Genomic DNA, 15,528 nt, shown 5'->3' on the forward strand with positions numbered 1-15,528 from the left:
CGGTTAGGCGAATTCCCATGACCAGCAATCTCGTTCGTTCAGGTCTCGGTGTGGCGGTGTTTGGCACGGGCCCACTCGCTGCCACGGTCGCGCGAATCATCCGTGACAATGGGGCTGACCTGCACGAACGGGCGGGTACGGCGTTGCTGCCCGGCGAGCTGCCCTCGGCCGACCTGCTGGTCGATACGACCGGGACCGCCGAGTCGGCGCCCGCCCTGCTCGCCGCGCTGCGGGCGGGCCGGTCGGTGATCACCGCGAACACGGTGCTCGTCGCCGAGCACGGGCATCGGCTGGCGGCGGCCGCCGCGGAATTCGGCGGCGATCTGTTCTTCGAAGCGGCGGTGGCGGGCGGGGTTCCGGTGGTGCGCCCGCTGACCCAGTCGCTGTCCGGCGATCGGGTGCGCCAGGTACTCGGCGTGGTTCCGGCCACCGAGCCGCACGACGCGATCGCCCAGGCAGCGATTCTGGCGACACTGGCCTTCCACACCAGAGTGGACGTCGGTGACGTGCACTTCGAGGAGTTCGCCGCGGCGACGGCGCACGACCTGGCGGCCGCCGACGCGCTGTCGCTGCGGCTGCGCCCGCTCACCGTCTGCACCAGGGTCAGCGGCCAGCTCACGCCCGAAGAGGGTGGTAAGGAACGGATCTCGGTGCGCGTGCATCCCGCACTGCTTCCCATCGCGCATCCGCTCGCCCAGGTCGACGAGCCGACCAGTGCGGTGACCGTCGAGGCCGAGGGCGCGGGGCAACTGATGTTCTCCGGTCGCGATGCCACCACCGCCACCGCGTCCGCCCTGCTCGGCGACCTGGTGACCGCGGCCCGCAACCGCGTCCACGGCGGCCGCGCGCCCCGCGCCTCCTATTACGCCGAACTCCCCGTCGCTCCGCTCGGCGACACCCCCACCCGCTACTACCTGAACCTGCGGGTCACCGACCATGCGGGCGCCCTCGCCCAGGTCGCGACGGTGTTCGCCGACCACGGCGTGAGCATCGCCCGGGTGCGCCAGGAACACCACGGCTCAGACGCCCACCTGATCGTGCTCACCCACCGCGCCCGCGAATCGGCGCTCACCGACACGGTCGACGCCCTCGCCGAGGCGGCGTGCGTGCGTGCGATGACGACCCGCTGGCGGGTCGAGGGCACCGACGAATAGCGCCGCCCGGCCGACCAGGTCCTACAGGCTGAACGCCACCGAGCGCAGGATCAGTACCGCGATGAAGACCACGGTGAACGCCAGGTCGAGGGCCGAGCCGCCGAGCCGGACCGGCGGCAGGAATCGGCGCACCGGCGCGATCACCGGTTCGGTCGCGGCGTGGACCACCGACCGGGCCTTACCCGCCCACTGCGGCGTCTTGCCGAGGAGATCGGCCCAATCCAGCACCAACCGGGCGATCAGCAACACCAGGAAGACCGTCAACACGTAACCGACCACGGTACCGATGAGGCTCATCGACACAGTATCTAGCATGGACCGATGATCGTCACGACGTTCGAGGTCTGGCAGTCCGCGGGCGAACAGCTCCTGGTCGACGGCGAGCACGCCGTTCTCGTCGACAGTGATCAGGAAGCGCTCCGGGCTGCCGACGGATTACCCACCACCGCAACCGTTCTCGTGCTCACCCCGACGACCGAGGGCGCCGATGCCGTACGCCGGACCGACGTCGCCGGGATCCGCTGGGCGCGCCGCGGACCCGCCGGTCGCCACACCGAGCTGCTGCACCGCCCCGCGACCGCGGCAACCCTGGGCCTGCGCCCGCATCCCGAGGGCGGCTGGTTCCGCGAAACCTGGCGCAGCCCAATCACGTTCACCCCCGAGGGCTATCCCGGCGAGCGAGCCGCCGCAACCGGCATCCTGTTCCTGCTCCCGCCACAGGAACACTCGATCTGGCACGCGGTGCGCTCCGACGAACTCTGGCTCTGGCACCGCGGCGGACCACTGGAGCTCACCCTCGGCGGCGACGGCGACACCCCCGGCTCCGCCGAAACCACGGTCCTCGGCCCCGACCTCGACAACGGCCACCACGTCCAGTACCTGGTCCCCGCCGGATCCTGGCAGGCCGCCCGCCCCGGCACCGACGAGGAAGTCCTCGTCAGCTGTGTCGTCGCCCCCGGCTTCGATTTCGCCGACTTCCGCGCCCTCCCCCTGGACAGCTGATCACCGGACCCTCGTGATCAGCGGTCCAGGTCAGTGGCGGGCGTCGGTGGGTTCGTAGCGGCGGGTGAAGTCGAGGATGCGGGCCGTGACCTCCTTCGGGATCTGATGGAAGATGCCGTGCCCGGCTCCGACGAAGATCTCGGTGTCGCAGGTGGCCAGGTTGTCACGCAGGCGCTGGGTGGCGACCTTCGGGTCGATCGCCAGTGACTCCGAGCCGAACAGGCCGAGCGTCGGGGTGGTGATCGTGGCGAGGCGTTCGTCGGTGAACATCCGCGGGTAGCCGATCGTCGGGACGTACCCGAGAGCCGCTTTCACCCCGGCGAATTCCGCGTCGGAGAGGGTGACGCCGGGGTTGAGCCGAGCGTTCATCTTGCGGAGGTTCTTGTCGGTCGGGCGGGCGCCGACCTTGAGCATCGTCCACAACACGGACCATTTGATCTTCGTCAGCGTCCCGGTCGGCTCGACCACCGTCAGGCTCGCCAACCGCCGCTGCTCGGTGGTGGCGATCGCCAGCGCCTGCCACCCGCCCTGCGAGTACCCCACCAGGTGCACTCGGTCGACGCCGAGACCATCGAGGACCTCCCCGAACCAGGCGCCGAAGCCGGACTCGTCGAGCGGCGCGGACTGCACGCTCAGCCCCGGAGTGCCGATCATCTCCGTCGCGTAGACGACGCGATCACGGGCCAGGTCCTCGATGACGTGATTCCAGGCCAGGCTGTTGCCGCCGAGGGAGTGCATCAGCACGATCGGCAGGCCCTCCCCTGCACCGAATCGGCGAACGTGCGTGCTGCCGAACGAGGTGGGGACATCGACCGTGGTCGACGGAATCGGCAGGCCCTTCTCCAGCTCCCGATAGGTCCGCAGGTACTCCACCCGCGCCTTGTCATTCTTGAATCGCCCGATCTTGGCCATGACCACCCCTGTTCCACGTTGGTGATATCAACGTACCACAACAGTGATATGGGCGTACCATGAAAATTCTTCCGGGCAGGCCGGGACAGCGAGGAGGACACCGTGCCGCGTTTGGCCGATCACGAGGAACGGCGCAGTGCCATCACCGGAGCCGCCCGCCGGGTCATCGCCCGGGGCGGGCTGGAGGCGGCGACCTTTCAATCGGTCGCCGCGGAAGCCGGGGTGTCGGTGCGGTCGGTGCAGTACTACTTCGGCACCAAGCGGGAGTTCCTGCTCGCCACCCACCGCGCCGTCGTCGCGGACTCGGGAGCGCGGCTCGCCGCGGTCGTCGGCACGCTCGGGACCGCGCCGGCACCGCGCGATGTCGTACGCGCGATCCTGCTCGCGCTGCTCCCCCTCGACGCGCAGAGCCGCCGAGATGCCGTCATCCTCGGCATCTTTCACGCCGCGGCGCTCACCGGGCCCGATGTCGAGTCCGGCGACACCACCGGCGCACCGAACTACATCGTCGGCGTGGTGGCCGCCCAGCTGCGCGCCCTGCGTGGCGCCGAGGCCGACGAGAAGACCCTCGTCGCCGACGCCGAGATCATCCTGCTCGCCCTCGGCGGCCTCGCCCAGGGCATGCTGACCAACGACGACTACGCCGCCCGCGCACCAGAACTCGTCGACCACCTGCTCGACCGCGTCCTCGACGCCTGAAAGACGAAGGGCCCCGGCGAAATTCACCAGGGCCCAACGCACAGCATTCGAACTACTTCTTGCGGTCCTTCTTCTCGCGCACGCGCACCGAGATGCGCACCGGCGAGCCGTCGAAGCCGAACTCCTCACGCAGGCGGCGTTCGATGAACCGGCGGTAGCCCGCCTCGAGGAAGCCGGTGGTGAACAGCACGAACGTCGGCGGACGGGTGCCCGCCTGGGTGGCGAACATGACGCGCGGCTGGCGCCCGCCACGCATCGGCGGCGGGGTGGCCGCGATGACTTCCTTCAGCCAGGTGTTCAGACGACCGGTCGAGATGCGCTTGTCCCAGGATTCGAGCGCGGTCTCCATCTGCGGCACCAGCTTCGCCACGGCGCGACCGGTGTGGGCGGAGATGTTGACCCGCTGCGCCCACGGCACCCGCACCAGATCGCGGTCGATCTCGCGCTCGAGCATGTAGCGGCGGTCCTCGTCGACCAGGTCCCACTTGTTGAATGCCAGCACCAGCGCGCGACCGGAGTCGGCGACCAGGCTGATCACGCGCAGGTCCTGTTCGGTGATCGGCACCGAGGCGTCGATCAGCATGATCGCGACCTCGGAGGCCTCGAGCGCCGACTTCGTCCGCAGCGAGGCGTAGAACTCGGTGCCGGTCGCATTGGACACCTTGCGCCGCAGGCCGGCGGTGTCGACGAACTTCCAGGTCTTGCCGCCCAGTTCGACCAGCGAGTCGACCGGGTCGACGGTGGTGCCCGCGACATCGTGGACCACCGAGCGCTCGTCACCGGCGAGCTTGTTGAGCAGGCTGGACTTGCCGACATTCGGCTTGCCGACCAGCGCCACCCGACGCGGACCGGCGACACCGGTGCCCTCGCGCGGCGTCTCGGGCAGCGAGGAGAGCACATCGTCGAGCAGGTCGCCGGTGCCGCGGCCGTGGGCGGCCGAGACCATCCGCGGCTCACCGAGACCCAGCGACCACAGGCTCGACGCCTCGTGTTCGACCTTCTGATCGTCGACCTTGTTGGCCACCAGGATCACCGGGATCTTGGAGCGGCGCAGCTTGCGCACCGCGGCCTCGTCGGTCGCCGTCGCGCCGACGGTGGCGTCGACCACGAGCAGGATCGCGTCGGCGGTCTCCATCGCCACCTCGGCCTGCCGGGCCACATGCTGCTGCAGGCCCTTGGCGTCGGGCTCCCAGCCGCCGGTGTCCTGCACCAGGAAGCGGCGTCCGGACCAGTTGGCCTCATACGAGATGCGGTCACGGGTGACGCCGGGGATGTCCTCGACGACGGCTTCGCGCCGCCCGAGAATCCGGTTGACCAGGGTGGACTTGCCCACGTTCGGGCGCCCGACCACGGCCAGCGTCGGCATGGCGAGGTGTTCCTCGCCGTCGAGTTCACCGTCGAGATCGGTGAGCTCCCACTCGGACTCGTCGGTCCAGATGCCGTCGCCTGCGAGTACCTCTTCGGTCATCGCGACCCTCCTGTCGTGGCCGAGAGCTGCTGGGCCACGACGCGATACAGCTCGTCGATGGTCTGATCCAGCGTCAGCTCGCTGGTGTCGACCAGTACCGCGTCCTCGGCGGGACGCAGCGGCGACACCGTGCGGGTGGAATCGAGGGTGTCGCGGCGCTGCACGTCGGCCAGCACGGCCTGGTAGTCGTCGCCGCGGCCCTCGCGGATGTTCTGGGCGTTGCGCCGCTGGGCGCGCGCCTCCGCCGAAGCGGTGAGATAGATCTTGGCGTCGGCGTCGGTGAGCACGACGGTGCCGATGTCGCGGCCCTCGACCACGATCCGCCCGGCCACCGCGGTGATCTCGCGCTGCAGCGCGACGAGCTGCTCGCGCACCTGCGCCACCGCCGAGACGGCCGAGACCGCCTTGGTGACGGCATCGCCGCGGATCTCCGCGGACACGTCGTCACCGTCGAGCTCGACGACCTCGTGGCTGGGATCGGTGCCGATCGAGAGCGGCAGTGCCGCAACCGTTTCGGCGATCGCCGCCGGATCGGTCAGGTCGACGCCCGCGCGCAGCACCCGCAGCGTCGCCACCCGGTACATCGCGCCGGTGTCGAGGTAGCGGGCGCCCAGGCGCGCCGCCAGCCGACGCGACACGCTGGACTTGCCGGTGCCGGACGGGCCGTCCATGGCGACGACGAGCGCGCCGTCCCCGGTCAGCCTGCCGCCGGACAACGCCACCGAGAAATCCACTCCGTTCACAGCTGCACCGCCTCGTAGAGTTTGCCGATCTCGTCACGGCCGAGCACGCGCAGCGTGCCGGGACGCTGATCACCCAGCGCCACCGGGCCGAGGTGGGTGCGCACCAACCGGATCACCGGGTGGCCGACCTCGTCGAGGAGCCTACGCACGATGTGCTTGCGGCCCTCGTGCAACACGAGCTTGACCAGCGAACGTCCCTCGTAGGCCTCGAGCATGGTGAACTTGTCGACCTTGGCGGGACCGTCCTCGAGCTCGACACCCTCGCGGAACCGCTTGGCGACGAGCCGGTAGTTCACCTCGCCGTGCACGGTGGCCAGGTAGGTCTTGGGCACCTCGAAGGAGGGGTGCATCAGCCGATGCGCCATCTCGCCGTCATTGGTGAGCAGCAGCAGGCCCTCGGTGTCGGCGTCGAGACGGCCGACATGGAACAGGCGCTGACCGGCGGCGATGCGCTCGGCGACGATATCGCCGACACACGGCCGACCCAGATCGTCGGACATGGTGGACTGCCAGCCCTTGGGCTTGTTCAGCACCAGGTGCACCAGTTCGTCACGGACGACCACGCGGGTGCCGTCGACGCGCACGACCGCGTTCTCCGGATCCACGCGCAGACCCTGCTCACGCACGATCTTGCCGTCGACCTCGACGCGACCGGCCGCGATCATGTCCTCGGCCGCGCGGCGCGAGGCCACACCGGCCTTGGCGAGCACCTTCTGCAAACGCTCACCCTCGCCCCACGGCAGCTTCTTCGGACCCTCGGTGGCATCGGAGTGCTGGTGCCGCGCGGGCTTGGCGTTGTTCAGGATGGTCGGCGCGACCACCTTGCGCTGCGGCTTGGCGGTCTTCTTGCGAGCGGCGGGCGCCTGCGAGGTGGCCGGACGAGCCGTGCCGCCCGCGCGGGGCGCGCCACTGCGCTGCCCACCCGCACCGGCACCACCACGCGGGTAACCACCGCGCTGGGCATCGTCACGCTGGAAGCCACCCGCGGAGCCACGGCGCGCGGGCGCACCGTCACGCTGACTGCCACCGGCGGAACCGCCACGGGCGTCACGCTGGTAGCCGCCGGTCGAACCACCGCGGCGACCGCCGGACTCGCTGTCGCGCTGGTAGCCGCCGGCAGAGCCGCGGCGCCCCGCCGACTCGCCATCTCGCTGATATCCGCCGGTGGAGGTACCGCGACGGCCGGTGTCATTACCGCGCTGGAAGCCACCCGCGCTGGTGCCGCGGCGGCCGGGGGCCTCGCCACGGGAACCCGCCTGGCCGGTGCGCGCACTGCCGCCGCGGGGGGCCGCGGTTCGGTTCGCGCCACTACGGGGCTGGTCGCTGCGATTTCTTCGGTCCGGTGTGCCATCTCGGCGAGCGGAATTATTCATCTGTCCTGTCAATCGTCGGTGCCGAGGTCCATGTCGGACTCGGCGGGTTTTTTCAGCCTGGTGAACCGGGGATCGGTGTCCAGGCTCTCGCTGATCTCGTCGATCAGGTCGACGCCGGGAAGCAGCGGCGCCAGCGGAGGCAGGTCGCCCAGTGAGGCGAGCCCGATCCGTTCGAGGAACAACTCGGTGGTGCGGTACAACGTGCCGTTGCTTTCCGGGTCCTGACCCGCTTCCGCGATCAAGCCCCTGGCCAACAGCGTGCGCATCACTCCGTCGACGTTCACCCCGCGGACCGCGCTGACCCTGGTGCGGGTCACCGGCTGGCGGTAGGCCACCACCGCCAAGGTTTCCAAGGCGGCCCGGGTCAGTTTCGTCCGGGCCCCGTCGAGCAGCACACGCTCGACATAGGGCGCGTACTCCTGTCGAGTATAGAAGCGCCACCCGTCACCGACGAAACGCAGGTCGATGCCACTGCCGCGCGCGGACAGTTCGGCCGACATCGCGCGCAGGGTGTCCTCCACCCGCTCACTGCTGTCGTCCAGGGCCGCCGCCAGCTGTTCTACCGGCGCGGGAGCGTCGACGACGAGCAACATGGCCTCGAGCGCGGAGCGCAGTTCCGGATCGTCGAGCGGCTCCGGAGTGAACTCCGACACTGCCTCGGTCATGCCGGGTCCTCCACCCTCATCCATAGTCTTCTTCGAAAGTCAGTGCCGCCGCCTCGGCATCGGGATCGAGTTCGCCCAGCCAGCTCACGGCCAGCGGGCCGAGCGGATCGGGTTGCTCGAAGACGATGGTCTTGCCGCGGTACAGCTCCAGCAACGCCAGGAACCTGGCCACGATTTCCACCGGGACTGTGCAATCGGACACCAGTTCGGCGAAGGTCGTCCAGCCGCCGGGCCCGCGTTCCTTGAGCCGGGCCAGCACCAGCTCGGCCTGTTCGGCCACCGAGATGGTGTGCATGTGCAGATGACCCAGCCCCACCTGGGCGATCGGGCGCGGCCGGAACGCGGCCGCGGCGATCTCGGCGAAGGCCCCGATGTCGACGCCGAGGGTCACCTCGGGCAGCAGTCCTTCGAACTGTTCCTCGAGTGCCACCGAGCGCGGGTACCGGCGCAGCGCGGCCGCTTCGAGCTCGGCGAGCAGCTCGGCCACCTGCTTGAACGCGCGATATTGCAGCAGGCGCGCGAACAGCAGGTCGCGCGCGTCGAGCAGTTCCAGGTCCTCGATGTCGGTCATCTCGCCCGCCGGGAGCAGCCGGGCGGCCTTGAGGTCGAGCAGCGTCGCCGCGACGACCAGGAATTCGGTGGTCTGGTCGAGGATCTTGTCCGCGCGCAGCTTGGTGTTCTCGGCCAGCTCGGCGGTCAATGCCTTGGTGTAGGCGATGAATTCGTCGGTGACCCTGTGCAACGCCACTTCGGTGACATCGAGTTTGCGCGAGCTGATCAACGTCAGCAGCAGATCGAACGGCCCCTCGAAATTCGTGAGCCGCAGATGAAAACCGGTGTTCTCTGCGGCCGGGGCCGCGCCTTCGGGTACCGCTTGCACCGCAGGTGTAGCTCCGATCACCGGCCCGACCGGTGGATGACTTCCCGCGCCATCGCCCGATACGATTCCGCGCCCCCGGATTTCGGCGCCCAGGTGGTGATGGGTTCCCCGGCGACACTGGCGTCGGGAAAACGCACGGTGCGCGAGATGGCCGTGTCGTAGACCAGGTCACCGAAGACCTCGACCACGCGCGACATCACCTGGCGCGAGTGCAGCAGCCGGGCGTCGAACATGGTGACCACGATGCCGTAGAGGCTCAGCCGCGGGTTGAGGCGGTCGCGCACCTTCTCGACGGTGTCGTTGAGCAGCGCGAGGCCGCGCAGCGAGAAGTACTCGCACTCCATCGGGATGATCACCCCGTCGGAGCAGGCCAGCGCGTTGACCGTGAGCAGGCCGAGCGAGGGCTGGCAGTCGATGAGGATGTAGTCGTAGCGGTCGCGCACACCGGACAGGGCCCGGCCCAGCGACTGCTCGCGGCCCACCTCGTTGACCAGCTGGATCTCGGCCGCGGAGAGGTCGATGTTGCTGGGTAACAGGTCCATGCCCTCGACCTTGGTGGTCTGCAGCACGTCGTCGACCGTGGCCTTCCCGCCGATCAGCAGGTTGTGCACGGTCAGATCGAGGTCGTGGTGGGCCAGCCCGAGCCCGGCCGAGAGCGCGCCCTGCGGGTCGAGGTCGACGAGCAGCACCTTGCGACCGTATTCGGCCAGGGCGGCACCGAGATTGATGGTCGAGGTGGTCTTGCCGACCCCGCCCTTCTGGTTGCACATCGCCACGACGAGTGCGTCGCCGTGCCGCTGGACCTGTGGTGGCTCGGGTACCAGTCGCAGCGGGCGCCCGGTCGGGCCCATCTCGACGGCCTCGGCGACCTGGTCCGGTCCACCGTCCCACGGTGTTTCCGCTGTCGTCACGATCCGCTGCTCCTTATACGTTTTCCTGCCGGTATCCCCTGTCGAGGGTAGCGAGGCCGATTCTGTGACCGGTTCGCTTTCGTACGGTCCAGCTCTGGGTAGACGCTACCGCTCCGACCGGTGAGGTACGGCATGGCAACGCCGGGCGTGTTCGCACGATACCTGCTGGGTCCGGCCCGGCGGTGCCGGTTCAGCGGGCGCGTGGATGCGCGGTGGCCCACACCTCGCGCAGCGTGCTCACCGTGACGAGGGTGTAGATCTGGGTCGTGGTCACCGAGGCGTGCCCCAGCAGTTCCTGCACCACCCGCACATCGGCACCACCGTCGAGCAGGTGGGTGGCGAAGGAGTGCCGCAGCGTGTGCGGTGACACCGCCGCCCCGATCCCCGCGCGTTCGGCCGCGGTCTGCAACACCTGCCACGCGCTCTGCCGCGACAGCCTGCCGCCGCGGTGGTTGAGGAAAAGCGCTCCGCCGGAACCCTTTCCGCTCGCGGCCAGGGTGGGACGCCCGCGCACCAGGTAGGCGTCGACGGCCGCCAGCGCGGGCCGTCCGATCGGGACCAGCCGCTGCTTGCCGCCCTTGCCGTGCAGCACCACGCATCGTTGCTCGGCATCGATGTCGTCGACATCGAGCCCGACCATCTCCGAGATCCGCGCCCCGGTCGAGTAGAGCAGTTCGAGCAGGGCGCGGTCGCGCAGCCCGCGCGGTCCGCCATCGGTGCCCGCCGGATCACCGTCCGCCGCACCGCCCGCCGCTTCGAGCAGACGCGACACCTGGTCGTAGGGCAGGGCCTTGGGCAATCTGCGTCCCGGCGCCGGTGGTTTCACCGCGTGCGCGACATCGGTGTCGGTGATCCCCTCGGCGGCGGCGAATCTGTGCAGGCCACGCACCGCGATCAGCGCCCTGGCCACCGAACCCGCCGCCAGGGGCGGATGATCGGCGCCGCCGGAGCGCAGTGCCATGGTGAATTCGGCGACATCACCCTGGGCGACCTCGGCCAGACCCGTGATACCGCGGCCGGTGAGAAAGCTCAGGTAGCGGGCCAGATCTCGGCGATAGGCGCCGAGGGTGTTGCGCGCGGCTCCGCGCTCGACCGCGAGATGGTCGAGGTAGGCGTCGATCTCGCGCGCGAGCACGGCGGAACCCGTCAGTCCTGGCCCGCGACGGCAACGACGGTCACGCCGGGTCGCCCTCGGCCGAGGACCGCGCCTCCGCGGCCTTGCGGCGCAGGAATGCGGTGGGCTGACCCGGCCACGGGGCGTCGGCGGGCCGCATCGGCACCTGACCGGCTGTCGCCGCCGCGTAAGCGAGCACACCGGCGACCGCGGTCGCGTTCACGATCTGCCCGGCCAGCGCGGCGCGCACGGCCTCGCCGACCGGCATCCTGACCAGTTCCAGATCGGCTTCCTCGTGCTCGGGATCGGGCCGGTCGGTCGCGCTGAGACCGGTCGCGAAGAACACCCGCAGCGCCTCGTCGGTGAAGCCCGGCGAGAGCGCCACATCCACCAGCACCGACCACTCGGCGGCCGCGAGGCCCGTCTCCTCGGCCAGCTCGCGCTTGGCCGCGGTGAGCGGGTCCTCGCCGTCGATGTCGAGCAGCCCGGCGGGCAGTTCGAGCAGCCGGGTGCCGATCGGGTGCCGGTACTGACGGATCAGCACGACGTTGCCGTCGTCGTCGAGCGCGAGCACCGCGACGGCCCCGTGGTGCTCGATGACCTCGCGCTCGGCGACCCGCCCGCCCGGCATCGCGACCTGATCCTGGCGCAGGGCCAGGATCGCGCCGCTGTAGAGCACCCGGCTGGAGACCGTCTCGAAGTCGTGACTACCGGGCTCGCTCACGGTTCCTCTTGTTCCTCAGCGCTCCGCGGCCTGTTCCGCGAGCTCTTCCTCGGGGAAGTCTACGGGAAGGCGTTCGGCCAGTTTGTACTTCAGCGCCGCGGCGATCAGGGCAGCGAACAGCGGATGCGGCCTGGTCGGACGGCTCTTGAGCTCCGGGTGCGCCTGGGTGGCGACGAAGAACGGATGCACCGAGGCGGGGTACTCCACGAACTCCACCAGGTGCCCGTCCGGCGAGGTGCCGGAGAACCGCAGGCCGCTCTTGGCGATGACGTCGCGGTAGGCGTTGTTCACCTCGAAGCGGTGCCGGTGCCGCTCGGAGACGTGCTCGGAACCGTAGGCCTGCGCGACGACCGACCCCTTCTCCAGCGTGGCCGGGTAGGCGCCCAGGCGCATGGTGCCGCCCAGATCGGCTTCGCCGGCGACGACGTCTTCCTGGTCGGCCATGGTCGAGATGACCGGGTTCTTCGTCTCCGGCTCGAACTCCGCGGAGTTGGCGTCGGCGATGCCCACCGAACGCGCAGCCTCGATGACCACGCACTGCAGGCCCAGGCACAGGCCGAGCAGCGGGATGCCGCGATGGCGCGCGTAGCCGATCGCGCCCAGCTTGCCCTCGATGCCACGGATGCCGAAACCACCGGGGATCAGCACGGCGTCGACGTCGCGCAACGCCGCCTGCGCGCCCGCCTCGGTCTCGCACTCGTCGGAGGGCACCCAGCGGATGTTCACCTTGGCGCGGTGGGCGAAACCGCCCGCGCGCAGCGCCTCGGTGACCGAGAGGTAGGCGTCGGGCAGGTCGACGTACTTGCCGACCAGCGCCACCTCGACGGTCTCGCGCGGGGCGTGCACGCGATCGAGCAGATCGCCCCACACGGTCCAGTCCACGTCACGGAACGGCAGGCCGAGCTTGCGCACCACGTAGGCATCGAGGCCCTCGCTGTGCAGCACCTTCGGGATGTCGTAGATCGAGGGCGCGTCGGGGGTGGAGATGCAGGCCTCCACGTCGACGTCGCACATCAGCGCGATCTTGTTCTTGAGCCCCTGCGGCACCTCGCGGTCGCAGCGCAGGATCAGCGCGTCGGGCTGGATACCGATGTTGCGCAGCGCGGCCACCGAGTGCTGCGTCGGCTTGGTCTTGAGCTCACCCGAGGGCGCCAGGTACGGCACCAGCGACACGTGCAGGAAGAACACGTTGTCGCGACCCACGTCGTGGCGGATCTGGCGCGCCGCCTCGAGGAACGGCTGCGACTCGATGTCACCCACGGTGCCACCGATCTCGGTGATCACCACGTCCGGCACATGTCCTTCGAGATCGGGACCCTGCATCGCCAGGATGCGGTTCTTGATCTCGTCGGTGATGTGCGGGATCACCTGAACCGTGTCGCCCAGGTACTCACCGCGACGCTCCTTGGCGATCACCGTCGAGTAGATCTGGCCGGTCGTCACGTTCGCGTCCTTGGACAGATCGCGATCGAGGAAGCGCTCGTAGTGGCCGACGTCGAGGTCGGTCTCCGCGCCGTCCTCGGTGACGAACACCTCGCCGTGCTGGAACGGGTTCATGGTGCCCGGATCGACGTTCAGATACGGGTCGAGCTTCTGCATCGTCACCCGCATGCCGCGCGCGGTCAGCAACTGACCGAGGCTGGAGGCGGTGAGACCCTTACCCAAAGAGGAGGCGACGCCACCGCTCACGAAGATGTGCTTGGTGGCATTTCGAGCCTGATTCCGTTGTTGACCCACGGACCACCACCTTACCGCCTCCCCGGAACTTCAAGCCCCACTGAGGTGCGTAAACGGTCGCGTCGGCCGCTGGCGGTCGGTCTGGAGGCGGGTTGGCCGGTCCCCGGTGAGTTACCCATGTGCTCGCGAGATCAGGGGTTTCGTTGGCAACGCGAGTCGCGGGATCTCACCTTCGACAGGTGGTGAGGTTCTCAATCATCTGGGCATTGCTACGAGTGTCAGCGAGGTGGCCGACGAGCCGGTGCCGTAGCTGCCGGTGCGGCCGGCGAGTTGTTCGGTGAGGGCGAGAGCCGTTGTCACCCGGCCGATTTCGCGGTCGATGTTGTCGACGGTGGTGACCGTCGTCGCGAGGGGGGCCTGGGCGCGGACCTGGGCGATGGCGGCGGTGCCCTCGGCGGCGCCCGCGCGGCCTGCCAGCACGGTGCCCGCGGCACGCTCGCGCACGGCACCGGCGAAGCGGGCGATGGTCGCGCCCTGGCCGGTGTCGGATGCGACACCGTTGCCCGTGACGACGACGGCGAGTTGCGCGGGTCGCACCGGGGTGTCGCCGTAGGCGAGGAAACCGCCGCCACGCAGTGTCTCGAGCACCAGGGCCAGCTCCTGCGGATTGCTGCGGGGCTGACCGGTCGCCGGGTCGAGCAGCAGGGTCAGGCCGAGCAGGTCGCCCGCCATGCTGCCCTGGTCGACCGCGCCGGTGCGCAGCTGCGCGCCCGCGGGGACGATATTGGTCAGCGCCGAGCGCATCCGGTCGCCCTCCCCCGCGTCGACGAAGGCGTCGGCCAGGCTGATCCGGCCGGTCACCGCGGCACCCGCGGTCTCGAGAGCCCGGCTCACCCCATCGATATCGGCGGGGTCCGCGTCGGGGGTGGTGAACACGACGACGCTGCGGTCGGCCAGGGTGCCGCCGAGGATCCGGCCCGCCGATCCGGCGATGAACTGGTCGGCGGCGTCGAGCTGACCCGCCATGCGCTCGTTCTGCGCGGTGAGCGTGTCGACCTGTTCACGCAGATCACTCTTGTCCGAGCGCAGTCCGGACAGCATGTCCGCGGCCAGCGTCTGCGAACCGAGCACCACCCCGACGGCCAGCGCCAGGAAGATCGCCGCGATCGAGATGGCGTGTTGACGCAGTGAGATCACCCGGGCACCGCCCAGGGTTGAAACGTAGCCGCAGATGAGACGGGGTTTTGGTTCCTTGAACAGGGCATATGCCGTCTTACCTCACACTGTGTTAGGTGACCGTGGATTCCGTAGGATTCCGCTGTTTGCATCCCAATTCGTGCTTCATTTCGTGCTATGCCGTGCCACGGCTCGTAGCCAGCAAACCACAACATGAGGTGCGGATCGCGCAGCCCGCGCCGAGCCAAGCTCAGCACTGCATCGAATCATCATGCATGGGCACTGAGCGTCTAAACGTCGCTGTAGACGGAGTAGTGATTGCTGTAGGCGGCCCGGAGCGGGCCGACGTACTCCGGTGGCCGGACGCTGACGGTACCGACGCGGACCGCGCGGTCCGGGAGTTCATCCACCGACACGGGTTGGTGCTCGTGTCGGCCGACTCGATCGGCTACACGGAGCGGCGCGTGTACGCGCTGCCTTCGGTGCGGGTCACCGGCGGACCGGTGCCGTGGTACCCAGAGGCTTAGCCCTCGAGAAGCGCGCGGCCAGCCGCCGTCAACGTGCCACCGGCCTTGCCTTGGTGACCTTCGAGGTAGCCACGCTGACGCGCTTTCCAGAGGTGTCCACGGATCGTCTCGGTGGATTTCCCGAGAAGATCAGCAAGGTACTTAGTCGGCGGTTTGTGCCCGGCATCGATCGCGGCGACGTAGGCCGCACTCAACATGGCAAGGTATCGATCGTTGTCGGCCACGCCATCGGCTAGAGCCGCTCGAAGGCTCTCCGCGTCAACCGCGTCAGCGGTTTGGCGCTTGTCCCGAATCTTGTCGGCCCACTCGCGAAAGCTCACCTTCCGAAGGACCGTGCTCGTGATGCCGGGAGGAGGGTTGTCGGCGTCCAGAGGCTCGATCAGAAGCCTCTGCGGGCCGCCCTGGCTGAGTCCTGCCGACCACACCAAGGTCACTTGGTAACCATCGATTACGTCCGTCACCGTGGTTTCTTCGTTCATTAGGTGAGCTTATCGAGCCGCCCT

16 protein-coding genes are annotated in these 15,528 nt (G+C 69.3%); 3 read left to right on the forward strand and 13 right to left on the reverse strand.

Translation table 11 applies throughout. The annotated features are described in order from the left end of the window. Nucleotides 1-17 precede the first annotated feature (17 nt). Nucleotides 18-1,154 (forward strand): ACT domain-containing protein, encoded by a 1,137-nt coding sequence (locus ACFVVM_RS12330; protein WP_387616592.1) that lies wholly within the window; start codon nt 18-20, stop codon nt 1,152-1,154. A 21-nt stretch (nt 1,155-1,175) separates the two neighbouring features. Here ACFVVM_RS12330 and ACFVVM_RS12335 read toward each other — a convergent pair whose 3' ends face one another. Further along, complete coding sequence (locus ACFVVM_RS12335; protein ID WP_387616594.1) at nt 1,176-1,451, reverse strand: YggT family protein; 276 nt, start codon at nt 1,449-1,451, stop codon at nt 1,176-1,178. 24 nt (nt 1,452-1,475) lie between these two features. Here ACFVVM_RS12335 and ACFVVM_RS12340 point away from each other — a divergent pair, with 24 nt between their 5' ends. Next, nucleotides 1,476-2,156 (forward strand): cupin domain-containing protein, encoded by a 681-nt coding sequence (locus ACFVVM_RS12340; RefSeq protein WP_387616596.1) that lies wholly within the window; start codon nt 1,476-1,478, stop codon nt 2,154-2,156. Between the two features lie 30 nt (nt 2,157-2,186). Here the strand turns inward: ACFVVM_RS12340 and ACFVVM_RS12345 are convergent, their stop codons facing one another. Continuing rightward, nucleotides 2,187-3,068, reverse strand: coding sequence for an alpha/beta fold hydrolase (locus ACFVVM_RS12345; protein WP_387616598.1), 882 nt, complete (start codon nt 3,066-3,068; stop codon nt 2,187-2,189). Between the two features lie 102 nt (nt 3,069-3,170). Between ACFVVM_RS12345 and ACFVVM_RS12350 the strand changes: the two genes are divergently transcribed. Then, entirely contained in the window at nt 3,171-3,767 is a 597-nt protein-coding gene (locus tag ACFVVM_RS12350) for a TetR/AcrR family transcriptional regulator (protein WP_387616600.1), read from the forward strand. A 52-nt stretch (nt 3,768-3,819) separates the two neighbouring features. On the opposite strand, the gene der is transcribed toward ACFVVM_RS12350, so the two are convergent. The 11 genes from der to ACFVVM_RS12405 all read right to left on the reverse strand — a co-directional run bounded on the left by der (nt 3,820) and on the right by ACFVVM_RS12405 (nt 15,504). Further along, nucleotides 3,820-5,235 (reverse strand): ribosome biogenesis GTPase Der, encoded by a 1,416-nt coding sequence (gene der, locus ACFVVM_RS12355; protein ID WP_387616602.1) that lies wholly within the window; start codon nt 5,233-5,235, stop codon nt 3,820-3,822. Continuing rightward, a complete protein-coding gene (cmk, locus tag ACFVVM_RS12360) occupies nt 5,232-5,906 on the reverse strand; it encodes a (d)CMP kinase (RefSeq protein WP_387616847.1) in 675 nt (224 codons plus the stop codon). The genes der and cmk overlap by 4 nt, the downstream gene beginning before the upstream one ends. A 68-nt stretch (nt 5,907-5,974) precedes the next feature. Then, the gene (locus ACFVVM_RS12365; RefSeq protein WP_387616604.1) at nt 5,975-7,351 is read right to left on the reverse strand and encodes a pseudouridine synthase; all 1,377 of its coding nucleotides are present in this window, start codon (nt 7,349-7,351) and stop codon (nt 5,975-5,977) included. 8 nt (nt 7,352-7,359) lie between these two features. Continuing rightward, a complete protein-coding gene (gene scpB, locus ACFVVM_RS12370; RefSeq protein ID WP_387616606.1) occupies nt 7,360-8,016 on the reverse strand; it encodes an SMC-Scp complex subunit ScpB in 657 nt (218 codons plus the stop codon). Between the two features lie 16 nt (nt 8,017-8,032). Next, on the reverse strand, nt 8,033-8,917 hold the full coding sequence (locus ACFVVM_RS12375; RefSeq protein ID WP_387616608.1) for a segregation and condensation protein A: 885 nt from the start codon (nt 8,915-8,917) through the stop codon (nt 8,033-8,035). Then, entirely contained in the window at nt 8,914-9,747 is an 834-nt protein-coding gene (locus ACFVVM_RS12380; protein ID WP_156910723.1) for a ParA family protein, read from the reverse strand. The genes ACFVVM_RS12375 and ACFVVM_RS12380 overlap by 4 nt, the downstream gene beginning before the upstream one ends. Before the next feature lie 250 nt (nt 9,748-9,997). Next, nucleotides 9,998-10,942: a site-specific tyrosine recombinase XerD gene (gene xerD, locus ACFVVM_RS12385; protein ID WP_387616610.1), complete on the reverse strand. Its 945-nt coding sequence runs from the start codon at nt 10,940-10,942 to the stop codon at nt 9,998-10,000. 40 nt (nt 10,943-10,982) lie between these two features. After that, nucleotides 10,983-11,645, reverse strand: a complete 663-nt coding sequence (locus tag ACFVVM_RS12390) for an NUDIX domain-containing protein (protein WP_387616612.1) — start codon at nt 11,643-11,645, stop codon at nt 10,983-10,985. A gap of 15 nt (nt 11,646-11,660) precedes the next feature. Further along, nucleotides 11,661-13,382 carry a CTP synthase gene (locus tag ACFVVM_RS12395; RefSeq protein WP_387616614.1) on the reverse strand — a complete coding sequence of 574 codons (1,722 nt, stop codon included), beginning with the start codon at nt 13,380-13,382 and terminating at the stop codon, nt 11,661-11,663. Nucleotides 13,383-13,577: 195 nt separating this feature from the next. Then, entirely contained in the window at nt 13,578-14,519 is a 942-nt protein-coding gene (locus tag ACFVVM_RS12400) for a copper transporter (protein ID WP_387616616.1), read from the reverse strand. A 502-nt stretch (nt 14,520-15,021) separates the two neighbouring features. Continuing rightward, a complete protein-coding gene (locus tag ACFVVM_RS12405) occupies nt 15,022-15,504 on the reverse strand; it encodes a hypothetical protein (protein ID WP_387616618.1) in 483 nt (160 codons plus the stop codon). Nucleotides 15,505-15,528: the final 24 nt, after the last annotated feature.

The organism is Nocardia sp. NPDC058176 (assembly GCF_042883805.1).
Lineage (GTDB): Bacteria > Actinomycetota > Actinomycetes > Mycobacteriales > Mycobacteriaceae > Nocardia.